Raw genomic sequence first — 12087 nt, forward strand, 5'->3', positions numbered from 1 at the left:
ACCTCGCGCCCGCTGAACGAGTGAACGCTGTTCGTGATCGCCGGCTTACAGTCTGTGTATAGACATGTCCCTTTGGGTCCGGTGGCCGGCTTCCCCGAGCAAGCCTCGGACCCCCTGCGCACAGGAGGTGCGTGACCGTGGTGGTGTCCGTCTCCGCCGTGCTGCTGCTCGGTGTCACCGTCGTCTTCTTCGTCCGGAAGTCCGCGCTCAGGCCCTTCCACGCGATCATCTGCACGATGCTCGGCTTCTATCTGTCGACGACGTCGATGGCCCCCTCGATCCGCGACGCGGGCACGAGCTTCGCCGGTGTGCTGAACGACATTCATTTCTGAGCGGGTTCGGTTGGCGTGGGTTCGGGGGGCGCTCCCGGGGTGGTGCGGTGCGGGTGCGCCGAGCGACATCCAGGTCTGAGCGGTTCCGTCGGCGTGGGGTCCGGGGGTCGCTCCCGACCCGGTTGGCGGGTGGGCTTTGTAGGCTCGTCTGCCATGACCAATCGATGGCTGGCCAATACCGGTGGCACCCGCGGGCCCGAGTACGCCGAGCGGTTTCGCCGACTCGCCGCCGAAGGGCGGGACATGCACGGCGAGGCGCGGTTCTGCGACGCGCTGCTGTCCGAGCCCGCGCGCGTGCTGGACGCGGGCTGCGGGACGGGACGGGTGGCGATCGAGCTGGCCCGGCAGGGTCACGAGGTGGTCGGCGTCGACCTGGACTCCTCGATGCTGGCCGAGGCCGAGGCCGCGGCGCCCGGACTGACCTGGGTGCTCGACGACCTCGCCGACCTGGACCCGCTGCCGCTGGGCGGGCGCGGCAGCTTCGACCTGGTGGTGGCCGCCGGCAACGTGATGATCTTCCTGACGCCGGGCAGCGAGGCCGAGGTCGTGCGCACGCTGGCCAGGATGCTGAAGCCGGGCGGGATCCTGGTCGCCGGGTTCAGCCTCGCGGGCGGTCCCGGCGGGGTGGGGGCCACGATCGACGTCGAACAGTACGACGCCGCGTGCGCGGCGGCCGGCCTGACCCGCCGCACCCGGTACGCCGGCTGGGCGCGTGAGCCCTGGATCGACGGCGGCGACTACCTGGTGGCCGTGCACGCGAGGCCGGCCGGCTGAGTCCGCGAGTGCGGGGTCGGCGCGCAGGCCACCCGGATCGGCTGCGTAGGCTGTCGAACATGACCGAACGCACTGCCGAGAGCCCGCTGCGCCTGTTGCTCGTCCACGCCCACCCGGACGACGAAGTGATCAACAACGGCGCGTCGATGGCGCGCTACGCGGCCGAGGGTGTGCACGTCACGCTCGTCACCTGCACGCTCGGCGAGGAGGGCGAGATCCTGGTCCCCGAGCTGGCCCACCTGGCGGCCGATCGCGAGGATGCGCTCGGGCCGCACCGGATGACCGAGATCGCCGACTCGATGAAGGTGCTCGGCATCTCGGACCAGCGCTTTCTGGGCGGCCCGGGCCGCTACCGCGACTCCGGGATGATGGGCGTGCCGAGCAACGAGCGGCCCGACTGCTTCTGGCAGGCCGATGTCGACGAGGCCGCCGCGCACCTGGTGCGGGTGATCCGCGAGGTGCGCCCGCAGGTGCTCGCCACCTACGACGAGCGCGGCGGCTACGGCCACCCGGACCACATCCAGGCGCACCGGGTGGCGCTGCGCGCCGCCGAGTCGGCGGCCGACCCCACCTACGCCGAGGGCGAGGGCGAGTCCTGGACGATCGCGAAGATCTACTACAACGTGATGCCCCGGTCGGTTCTCAAGGCCGGCATCGAGCGGATGATCGAGGCGGGCCAGGAGGTGCCGTTCACCGTGGTCGAGGTGGACGAGTTGCCGTTCGCGGTGGACGACGACCAGGTCACCACCGCCGTGGACGCGGGCGACTACGTGGGCGCGAAGTTCGACGCGCTGCGGGCATATCCCACCCAGGTCTCGGTGGAGGACGGCTTCTTCGCGCTGTCCAACAACATCGGCCAGAGCATCATGTCGGTCGAGCACTATCGACTGATCCGCGGCGAACTCGGGCCCACCGGCCCGGACGGCCGCGAGGACGACCTGTTCGCCGGACTGCGCCCGTAAGGTAGCCCTCGTGCCAGACAAAGCCGGCCGCATCGCGGCATATGTCGTGCTGTTCCTGCTCGGCGTGGTGATCGCCTTCATCGGGGCGTTCACCCAGGCCGCCTACCCGCCCGCGGGGCTGATCGTCGCGCTCGCGGGCAGTGGCGGCCTGTTCGTCGCGGGCGGTTCGTTGCTCAAGACGAAGGCGGGCGCCGCCGTACCGGTGGCCGGCTGGATGCTGACCGTGCTGTGGCTGGCGAGTTGGACCAAGCCCGAGGGCGACTGGATCTTCGTCAGCGGGTTCCTGTCCTACATCTTCCTGCTCGGCGGCACGATCTTCGGTGTCGCCGCGGCCACCTACCCTTGGGGCGGCATCAAACCCGTCCTTCTTTCGGGTGAATCGGTGAAGACGCGTACGAGGTGAGTCCCTTGCCCCGCCATGCTTGCCGACGGCGCGTGCTCCGAGGCAGGCGACAGTGTGGGGTAACGGTGTGGCAGGAGCGCAGTATTGTGGTTGCCGAGGTGCGGTGCGTGTCATGTCCTGTCCATGGGGCCGTCGCGACCGACTCCTCTAGCCCGTCGTACCGGGCAACCTCGGTGGCCGAGTTCGTCCACTCGCTTTCGATGGGGAGCAGGAAAACCCTCGGAGGCGGTGTCACGACCCGCACACGGCGTGTGTCAACGCACCGTCGTCGCACTTTCCTGGATACCGTCCGACCCCGGGCGGGGGCGGCCGTGCGCCGCCACGCAACCTTCAGCTGTCGGAGAGCTCGTTCTTCGTGAGTAACGACCAGCCCCCCACGCCCGACGACCCGGGCGCGCAGCCGCGCCGCGACGATGTCGGCGGTGATCCGCATCCGTTCTTCGGACGGGTCGGCCGCCCGTCGCCGGCTGCGCCCGCTGCCCGTGAGCGATCCGCCGCGCCCGCGTCGTCTCCGCATCCATCCCCCGATCCGTTCGGGGACGACGACGAGTTCGCGTCGTGGTTCGACGACGAACCGCCCCGACCCGCGCCCGTCGCGGGGCCGCCGGGTGGCTCGTCGTGGCCCAGCGCGGACGACGATGTGTCACCCGTCGCGGAACCGCCTCGACAGGAGGCCCCGCCGGTGGGGCCCAACGGGTTGCCGCAGCGCGTTCCCGGCGCCTCGGGAGCCCGGAGTCTGACGGCCGACGGTACGGGCGCGCCCGGTCCGGTGCCGTTCTCGGACGCGCCGCCGTCGGCCTTCGTACCGGCGCAGTCCGGGCAGCCGCCGGCCCACCGGCAACCGCCGCACGGGCAACCGCACTCCGTCGCGCCCGCCGCGCACTCGGGCGAGCGCGGCGCGGGGGTGCCCGGTGCGGGCCTGGACGACGCCGGCTACGGGCCGACGACCGGGGGAGAGCCGTTCGGCCACCCGACCGGGCCGGTCGATCCGGTGCCGGGCCAGCCACCCGCGGAGAGCGGCGGACTGCCGACCCGGGTGGGTCGGCGTCGGCTGATCGCCGGCTTCGGCACGCCCGAGGCCGGCCCGGTGCCGGCGCCGCCCACCGAGGAGGCGGTCGCCGAGTCGGACGCCGAGTCCGGTGACCAGACCATGACCACCCGGGTCAGCATCAAGATCCCCGGGTCCCGGCCGATCCCGCCGGTGGTGCTGCGCGGCCAGGCCCCGCTGCCCTCGCAGGACCCGCCCCGCTGGACGCGCGACGGCGAGGCCGACGGGCCGTACGAGTACCAGACGCGGCAGGAACAGGACGCCGCCGACCACGGGTTCCCGCAGTACGGCACGACGGACGCGCACGCGGCGGAGACCGGCGCGGCGCACCCCGACGACACCGAGGACCACGCCGACGATCCGCGGCCCGCGCCCGCCCGACCGCGGCGGCGCAAGCCGAAGGCGCTGATCGCGTGCGCGGCCGGGCTCGCGGTGCTGGGCGGGGTGTACGGCGCGTCGCTGGCCTATGCCGGCGGCGGGGTGCCGCGCGGCACGTCCGTGCTCGGCGTCAACATCGGCGGCCAGTCCCGGGACGAGGCCGTTCGTACGCTCGAGCAAAAGCTCGGCGACCGCACCACGAAGCCGATCCGACTCACCCTGGCGGGCAAGCAGCTCCAACTCGACCCGGCCGTGGCCGGACTGCTGCTCGACGCCCGGGCGACGGTCAGCGAGGCGTCGAAGGGCGGGATGAACCCGCTCACCTCGGTGCCGGCGATGCTCGGCAAGACCCGGGAGACGGCGCCGCGTACGGTAGTGGACCCGGTCAAGCTGGGGGCCGAGCTGGAGGCGCTGGCCGCCGAGGCCGGCGGCGCGCAATCGGACGGCGGCATCTCGTTCGCGGGTGGTCAGGCCGCCGCGGTCGCGCCGAACAAGGGCAAGGTGTTGGACACCCCCGCCGCGGTCAAGTTGGTCCAGGCGGCCTTCCTGCGCGGCAACGGTCCGGTCGAACTGCCCACCAAAACCGCCGACCCCAAGGTCACGCAGGCCGAAGTGGACCGCGCGATGCGCGAGTTCGCGGTGCCCGCGATGTCCGGACCGGTCACCCTGACGGCCGGCAACAAGAGCCTCAAGCTGACCCCGGCCGTGCTTTCGAAGTACCTCACCATGGTCGCGGACGGCAGCGGCAGGCTACAGCCCAAGATCGACGTGAACGGCCTGCAGGACGAACTGGGCCAGACCTTCTCCTCGGTCGGCGACAAGCCGAAGAACGCGTCGTTCAAGGTCGAGGGCAAATTGGCGGCCGGCGCCAAGGTGTCCGTCGTACCGTCCGTGGCGGGCAAGGGCGTCTCCGGCGCGACCGCGGCGGACGCGCTGCTGACGGTGCTGGCCAAGACCGGCTCGGCGCGCACCGCGAAGGTCAACCTCGGCCCGATCGAGCCGGAACTGACCACCGAGGCGGCGAACAAGCTCGGCATCACCGAGGTGATGTCGACGTACACGACGAACTACCCGTACGCCGCATACCGGTTGACCAACATCCACCGGGCCGCCGATCTGATCAACGGCTCGGTGATCAAGCCCGGCGACACCTGGAGCCTGAACAAGACGGTCGGCGAGCGCACCGCCGAGAACGGCTTCGCCAAGGGCACGATCATCAACAACGGGCGCTTCCAGACCGACTTCGGCGGCGGCGTGTCGCAGGTGGCCACGACAACCTTCAACGCGGTGTTCTTCGCCGGGCTCAAGGACGTCATGCACCGCCCGCACAGCTTCTGGATCGACCGCTACCCGCCCGGCCGCGAGGCCACCGTGGCCTGGCCCTCGCTGGACCTGAAGTTCCAGAACGACTCCGGGAAGAACGTCTTTCTGGAGTCCAAGTACACCGATTCCACGGTGACCGTGACCCTGCTCGGCACGCGCCGGTTCGACGACATCAAGGCCGAGCCGGGCAGCAAGTACGACGTGGTCAAGCCCAAGTCGGTGGTGGACAAGTCGGCCGGCTGCGTGGAGCAGGCCGCCTCCGACGGGTTCAAGATCGACGTGACGCGGGTGTTCATCCAGGGCGGCAAGGAGACCGCGCGGGAGAAGTTCCACACCAAGTACGACCCGGCGGACAAGATCACCTGTGATCGCACCGGCGGCGCGGAGGGCGAGGGGCAGGGACGCACGGCGGACTCACCACCGCCGGGCGCGATGCCGATGCGCGTCTCGGACGACTAGGGCGCACTCGCTCGAACGCCGGACGGGCGCCATGCCCGTCCGGCGTCGTGCGTTCGGGCCCGGCCCGGGGGCGGGTCAGTCCGTGGGGCGGCCCACGTCACGGGACAGGTCCAGGGCCAGGAAGCGGTCCAGGTGGGCCAGCGCCTCGAACCGGGCGCCGGGCGCCAGTCCCTGATCGCGGGCCAGCTCGACCATCAGCCGAAGCGCGGTGCGGGTGTCCAGGCCGTCGTCGAGCGCGGCGTGGATCGGCTCCACCGCCTCGCTCGGCAGCGCCCGGGACGGGGACTCGGCGCACTGCGCCGTCCGGGCACGCAGTTCGGCGAGCGTGCGCTCGGCCTCGCCGGCACCGTGATAGCCCTTCGGGTCCGCCCGCAGCGGCTCGTCCGCGGCCAGTGAGAGCAGGAGCAGACGCAGCGCGAGGGGGTCCTCGGGGTGCGGGACCGGGCGCCGCGGGGCCGCCTCGATCAGCGCCGCCGGATGCAGCACGTGCACCCGGGCCCTCGGGCCCTGATCGCCGCTCTCGCCGATGTACAGGTCGATCGCGCCGTCCGGCTGCCCGGTGGTGGGCACCGGCATGTTGTACCGTCCGTAGCCCGCCGCGTTCGCCACCTGGGCGCGGTACGGCAGCTGATGGATGGTCACGGTCAGTCGATGCCGACCCGCGACGCGGCGGAAGGTGTCGGCGAGGATCGCCGCGCGCAACGAGCGGCTCGGATACGCGACGCGCACCCGTCTGCCGATCGAGGTGATCACGGGCTCGGACTTGCCGGTCTGGGAGTCGGTCAGTCGCACCATGCGCCCACGGTAGGCGCCCATGACATCCATGACACGCCCATGACATCCATGACATCTGTCATGGCGCGATCAGGAGGTTTCCCACTTCGCCGGTTGCGCGCGCGCCGCCACTGTGGATCCATGACGATCACGGCTGGAAAACAGACGACCGCGCCGGCCGTCGCGCTCAGCGGGGTGCGCAAGAGCTTCGGCGACCTGCGTGCCGTGGACGGGCTCGATCTGGAGCTGCGCCAGGGCGAGACGGTCGCACTGCTGGGCCCCAACGGTGCCGGCAAGTCCACCACGCTGGACCTGCTGCTGGGCCTGAGCCGGCCCACCGAGGGCACCGTCGCGCTGTTCGGCGGCGACCCGCGCGACGCGATCCGCCTGGGCCGGGTCGGCGCGATGTTGCAGAGCGGCGGCCTGATGCCGGACGTGACCGTCGGCGAGATGGTCAAGCTGGCCCGCGACCTGCACCCGCGCCCGTTGCCGCAGGCGCAGGTGCTGCGTCGGGCGGGCATCGAGGACCTGGTCGGCAAGAACGTCGCCAAGCTCTCCGGCGGGCAGGCCCAGCGGGTGCGCTTCGCGGTCGCCATCGCCGGCGAGGTGGACCTGATCGTCCTGGACGAACCCACCACCGGCATGGACGTGGACAGCCAGCAGCGGTTCTGGGGGAGCATGCGCGAGCAGGCCGAGTTGGGCCGCACCGTGCTGTTCGCGACGCACTACCTGGAAGAGGCGGACAACGTCGCCGACCGGGTGCTCGTGCTGCACCGCGGCAGACTGCTCGCCGACGCGAGCGCCGCGCAGATCAAGGCCCGCGCCGGACTGCGCCGGATCGCCTTCGACCTGACCGAGACGGTCGAGCGGTACGAGCCCACCCTGCGCGCGCTGCCCGGCGTCGTACAGCTCGAACTCGGCGGCAACACCGTGCGCATACGCAGCGACGACGCCGACGAGACGGTCGCCGCGATCTACGCCGCGGGCCTTCGGCCGCGCGGCCTGGAAGTGGCCGGACTCGGCCTGGAGCAGGCGTTCCTGGCGATCACCCAGCAGGCGGACGAGGCGGAAGGCATGGAGATCGCGTCATGAGGACCCTGATGAGGCTGGAGATCCTGCGGATGCTGCGCAACCGCCGGTACCTGATCTTCACGCTCGCCTACCCGGTCGCGATGTACCTGATCTTCGGCAGCCAGTCGGGTGATGTCGACGGCACGGACGTCGCCGCCTACGTCATGGTGTCGATGGCCTCGTTCGGCGCGGTCGGCGCGACGCTCAGCGCGGGCGTGCAGCGGATCGCGGCGGAGCGGCAGAGCGGCTGGACCCGCCAGCTCCGGCTGACCACGCTGACCGGGCGGCAGTACGTGATCTCCAAGCTCGCGTCGGCGGCGGTGGTCGGCCTGCCCGCGATCGTGCTGGTGCTGTTCACCGGTTTCCTGCGCGGGGTGCGGCTGGACCCGTGGCAGTGGGGCGTGCTCGTGATCGCGCTGTGGTTCGGCTCGTTCGTGTTCGCGGTACTGGGGATCGGGCTGGGCTATCTGGTCGCGCCCGACTCCGCCCAGCCGGTGTTCATGCTGGTCTACCTGGGCATGGCGGTGCTCGGCGGGATGTGGGTCCCGTTGACCGGGTTCCCGCGACTGCTCCAGGACATCGGGCATGTGATGCCGACCTACCGGTTCGGCCAACTCGGGTGGGAGGTGCTGGCCGGCCGGCATCCCCGGATGTCGGACATCGCGATCCTGGCGCTGTATCTGGTCGCGTTCACCGCGTTGGCGGCGTGGCGCTACCGTCGCGACGAACAAAAGGTCGCGGCCTGAGCCGGGAAGGCTCGCGGCACCGGATCCCGTCCACGGAGGAGCACACGGCATGAACTGGTCGGACCCGACGCGGCAGGACAGCGCGCGAGGGCGGGCGATCCGGATGTCGTGGTCGTTGTTGTGGCTGTTCTTCCTCACTCCGGTCGTGCACGACCTGGCGACCGGGGGCTACGGCCCGGCGCGGCTGGCACTGGGCTCGTTCGGGCTGCTGGTGGTGGTGATCTGCTACGTCTCGCTGGTGTTCGGTGGGATCGGCTGGTTCGGCCTGTTCGGCCGGGTGGAGGGCGCACTGCGCCGGGTGCTGGACACCGATCGCACCCTGCGACTGACCTGTCTGCTGCTGTGGGCTACCTCGGTCGGGCTGATCCTGGCCTTCGACGACGCGTGGCTGGGTCTGATGGTCTACGTGTCGGTGTCGCTGGGGTCCGGGCTGCGCTTCCCGCAGTCGATGTGGGCGATCCTGGGCTGCGTGCTGACCGGGCTGGCCCTGGGCACGCTGCTGGACGCGGCCGGGAACGACATCCTGGTGCTCGCGTTCGTCACGGTGCTCACCGGCGGGCTGATGATCGGGGTGCGCCGACTCCTGGAGACGCTGGCCGAGCTGCGCGAGGCCCGGGAGATCGTGGCCCAGCTCTCCGCGAACGAGGAGCGCCTGCGGATGGCCCGCGACCTGCACGACGTGCTCGGCCACTCGTTGTCGCTGATCACGCTCAAGAGCGAACTCGCCGGCCGATTCCTGCCCGGGCACGTCGAGCGCGCGGCGGAACAGGTCGCGGACATCGAGCGGGTCAGCCGGCAGGCGCTCGTGGACGTACGCGAGGCGGTCGGCGGCTATCGGCGCCCGACCTTCGCGGTCGAACTGGCGGGCGCCCGGATCGCCTCCCGGGCGGTGGGCATCGAGCTTGCCCTGGTGCCCGAACAGTGGCCGGTGTGCCCCGATCCGGAGGCCGAGGCGGTGCTCGCGTGGGCGCTGCGCGAGGCGGTCACCAACACGATGCGACACAGCGGCGCGCGGCGCTGCACGGTCACGCTGGGCACGGGACAGGTGTGGAGCCTGGACATCGCGGACGACGGGCGCGGTGCGGCGCGGTGCGAGGGAAACGGGTTGACCGGGCTGCGCGAGCGGTTCGCGTCGGCCGGCGGCGACATTCGAGTGGGTGCTCCCGACGGGGGCCGCGGGTTCATATTGACCGCTTCGGTCCCGGTGCTTCCCGGTAAGGACGAGGTGGGGCAGATCGATCCCGGGGTGAACCGCTAACGTTCGGGCCGTGATCAACGTGCTGCTCGCCGAGGACCAGGCCATGGTGCGCGAGGCGCTGGCCGCGTTGCTCGGCCTGGAGGAGGACATTCGTGTCGTCGCCCAGGTCGCGCGCGGGGACGAGGTGCTGGAGGCGATTCGCACCAGCGGCGCCGACGTGGCGCTGCTGGACATCGAGATGCCCGGCCAGGACGGCCTCGCCGCCGCCGCCGAGCTGCGCCGGGCCGTACCCGGGTGCCGGATCGTCATGCTGACCACGTTCGGCCGGCCCGGCTATCTGCGTCGGGCGATGGAGCTGGGCGCGGACGCGTTCCTGGTCAAGGACGCGCCCGCGGCCCAACTGGCCGACGCCGTCCGGCGGGTGCTGCGCGGTGAGCGGGTGATCGACCCCACGCTCGCGGCGACCGCGCTCTCGGTGGGCGCCGATCCGCTGACCGAGCGCGAGCGCGACGTGTTGCGGGCGGCGGCCGACGGCTCGACGGTGTCCGAGATCGCTTCGCGGCTGCACCTGTCCGAGGGCACCGTGCGCAACCACCTGTCCTCGTGCATCGGCAAGACGCACGCCCGCAACCGGGCGGACGCGGTGCGCATCGCGCACGAGAACGGCTGGTTGTGAGCGGCGGCTCGCGCCGCGACGCCCGGACCCCCGATGCCGCCCGATTCCCAGGGTGACCATGCCGAAGCGCGGTGGGGACGCGCCGGCCCGCCGGCCGGGTTGGCGTGCCACGCCATGCCCGGGAATCCACGGCTCGTAGCCGGCGTTCGATACCCGTATCTCCAGTGCCGAGACGAAGGATCTTCGCTTCGGTCGCCCGGACCGGGCCGATGGGACACGCGGCCGAAGGCCGGTAGAGTCCTCGTGCCCGGCGGCCCGAGTGCCGCCGGAGAGGATGTCGGAGGAAATGGGCATGGGGTCGCACCGGGCAAGCGGTCCCGAGCCGGGTGCCGGTCGTCCCCGTCGGGAGCGGATCCGCTGGGCCGCCGCCAGTGCCGCGCTCGCCGCGTTGCCCGCCGCGCTGGTCGTGGCCCTGTCCGGGGACTCGCCCGGGCACGACCACGTGCTCAGCGCCGACTACGTCCGCACCGGCTCGTGGCCCACCGGATACAGCGGCCAGTACGTCCTGCGCAATCTGGGCTCCGACACGGTCAAGGGCTGGACGCTGCGCTTCGACCTGCCGTCGGGCACCCGGATCGCGAACGTGTGGAACGGCCGCCTGGCGCCGGCTGAGGGCAAGTACACGGTGCGCAACGAGAATTGGAACAAGGCGCTGCGGCCGGGCGAGAGCATCGTGGTCGGCTTCGAGGTGCGCCGGGACGGCGCCGGCGCGCCGACCGCGAGCGAACCGGCCCGCTCCGACGGACCGATCGCGTGCACGATCAACGACAAGCCGTGCAACGTGCCCGCCCCGAACGCGTCCGGTGACCGCTCGGCCACGGCCGGGCCGGTGCCGCCGACCGGTCCGCGCGACGGCACCGACCGGCACACCGCCACGCCCACCCCCGCCGGCACCGGCCGGGTCGGCGCCCCGGTGACCACCTCGCCGGCCCCGACCGCGAGCGGGTCCGGCGGCGGCTCCGCGCCGCGCTCGGGCACGGTCGAACACATCGCGCCCTACCTGGACATGACGCTCGCCGGTCCGCTCGACCCCACCCGGGCGGGCTCGGCCGGCGGGGTGCGCGAGCGCACACTGGCCTACGTCGTGGACGGTGGCGGCTGCCGGCCGATGTGGGGCGGGGTGACCCGACTCGACGACCCGGCGATCACCGGCCGGATCGCCGCGCTGCGTGACGCCGGCGGGACGATCCGGGTCGCCTTCGGCGGCGCCGGCGGCACCGATCTCGCCGCGTCCTGCGGCACGCCCGAGGAACTGGCGGCCGTCTACCGGCAGGTTTTGACCGCGACTGGGGCGACCGGGATGGACTTGGACATCGAGGGCCGCTCGCTGGTGCGTCCCGACGTGGTCCAGCGGCGCAACGCGGCGCTGTACCTGCTCCAGGAGGGTGCCCGGGTGGCCGGCCGGGCCGTGGACATCGGGTACTCGCTGCCGGTGGACCCGCTCCAGGGATTGGGCGAGGAGGCCAAGGCGCTGCTTCGGGACGCCGTCGCGCAGCGGGTCGAGGTTTCCTACGTCAACGTCAAGGCGCTGAACTACGGCGCCGCGGTGGCCCCGCGACCACAGGGCCGGATGGGCCAGTTCGCGAGCGACGCCGCGCACGCCGTGCAGGGGCAGATCCGCGAGGTGTGGCCGCACCTGTCCGAGGAGCAGGCCTGGCGGCGGGTGTCCGTGACGGTGATGATCGGCCGCAACGACGTCGCGGGCGAGGTGTTCACTCTCGACGACGCGCGCAGGTTCGCCGAGTTCGCCCGGACGGTGCACCTGGGTCGGGTCGCGTGGTGGTCCGTCGCGCGGGACCGGCCGTGTCCCGACGGCGCCGGCGCCGAGGCGGGCGCCGACCCCACGTGCAGCGGGATCGCCCAGGACGCCGACGCGTTCCTGCGCATCCTGAGCGGCTGAGTCCCGGCGGCCGAGCCGGCCGGGAGCGCGGTCGCCCACCGTG

The 12087-nt window shown here is 72.2% G+C and carries 11 protein-coding genes; 10 read left to right on the forward strand and 1 reads right to left on the reverse strand.

The window, feature by feature from the left end; all coding sequences use genetic code 11:
• Window positions 1-131: 131 nt before the first annotated feature.
• From A3IC_RS0144930 to A3IC_RS63480, 5 genes are all read left to right on the forward strand, one after another.
• Window positions 132-332, forward strand: a complete 201-nt coding sequence (locus tag A3IC_RS0144930; RefSeq protein WP_020556615.1) for a hypothetical protein — start codon at window positions 132-134, stop codon at window positions 330-332.
• 153 nt (window positions 333-485) lie between these two features.
• Window positions 486-1106, forward strand: a complete 621-nt coding sequence (locus tag A3IC_RS0144935; protein ID WP_020556616.1) for a class I SAM-dependent methyltransferase — start codon at window positions 486-488, stop codon at window positions 1104-1106.
• A gap of 59 nt (window positions 1107-1165) precedes the next feature.
• Window positions 1166-2068 carry an N-acetyl-1-D-myo-inositol-2-amino-2-deoxy-alpha-D-glucopyranoside deacetylase gene (gene mshB, locus A3IC_RS0144940; protein WP_020556617.1) on the forward strand — a complete coding sequence of 301 codons (903 nt, stop codon included), beginning with the start codon at window positions 1166-1168 and terminating at the stop codon, window positions 2066-2068.
• Window positions 2069-2078: 10 nt separating this feature from the next.
• Window positions 2079-2471, forward strand: a complete 393-nt coding sequence (locus A3IC_RS60205) for a DUF6113 family protein (RefSeq protein WP_040878340.1) — start codon at window positions 2079-2081, stop codon at window positions 2469-2471.
• A gap of 682 nt (window positions 2472-3153) precedes the next feature.
• Window positions 3154-5679, forward strand: coding sequence for a VanW family protein (locus A3IC_RS63480; protein WP_158696349.1), 2526 nt, complete (start codon window positions 3154-3156; stop codon window positions 5677-5679).
• Between the two features lie 75 nt (window positions 5680-5754).
• Here the strand turns inward: A3IC_RS63480 and A3IC_RS63485 are convergent, their stop codons facing one another.
• Window positions 5755-6474, reverse strand: coding sequence for a hypothetical protein (locus A3IC_RS63485; RefSeq protein WP_158696350.1), 720 nt, complete (start codon window positions 6472-6474; stop codon window positions 5755-5757).
• Window positions 6475-6594: 120 nt separating this feature from the next.
• Between A3IC_RS63485 and A3IC_RS0144960 the strand changes: the two genes are divergently transcribed.
• From A3IC_RS0144960 to A3IC_RS60225, 5 genes are all read left to right on the forward strand, one after another.
• Entirely contained in the window at window positions 6595-7545 is a 951-nt protein-coding gene (locus A3IC_RS0144960) for an ABC transporter ATP-binding protein (RefSeq protein ID WP_020556621.1), read from the forward strand.
• Window positions 7542-8270 carry an ABC transporter permease gene (locus A3IC_RS0144965; protein WP_026219468.1) on the forward strand — a complete coding sequence of 243 codons (729 nt, stop codon included), beginning with the start codon at window positions 7542-7544 and terminating at the stop codon, window positions 8268-8270. The genes A3IC_RS0144960 and A3IC_RS0144965 overlap by 4 nt, the downstream gene beginning before the upstream one ends.
• A gap of 49 nt (window positions 8271-8319) precedes the next feature.
• Complete coding sequence (locus A3IC_RS60220) at window positions 8320-9528, forward strand: sensor histidine kinase (RefSeq protein ID WP_020556623.1); 1209 nt, start codon at window positions 8320-8322, stop codon at window positions 9526-9528.
• A 10-nt stretch (window positions 9529-9538) separates the two neighbouring features.
• Complete coding sequence (locus tag A3IC_RS0144975; protein WP_020556624.1) at window positions 9539-10144, forward strand: response regulator transcription factor; 606 nt, start codon at window positions 9539-9541, stop codon at window positions 10142-10144.
• A 292-nt stretch (window positions 10145-10436) separates the two neighbouring features.
• Window positions 10437-12044, forward strand: a complete 1608-nt coding sequence (locus A3IC_RS60225; protein ID WP_158696351.1) for a glycoside hydrolase family 18 protein — start codon at window positions 10437-10439, stop codon at window positions 12042-12044.
• Window positions 12045-12087 lie beyond the last annotated feature (43 nt).

The organism is Embleya scabrispora DSM 41855 (assembly GCF_000372745.1).
GTDB classification, from domain to species: domain Bacteria; phylum Actinomycetota; class Actinomycetes; order Streptomycetales; family Streptomycetaceae; genus Embleya; species Embleya scabrispora.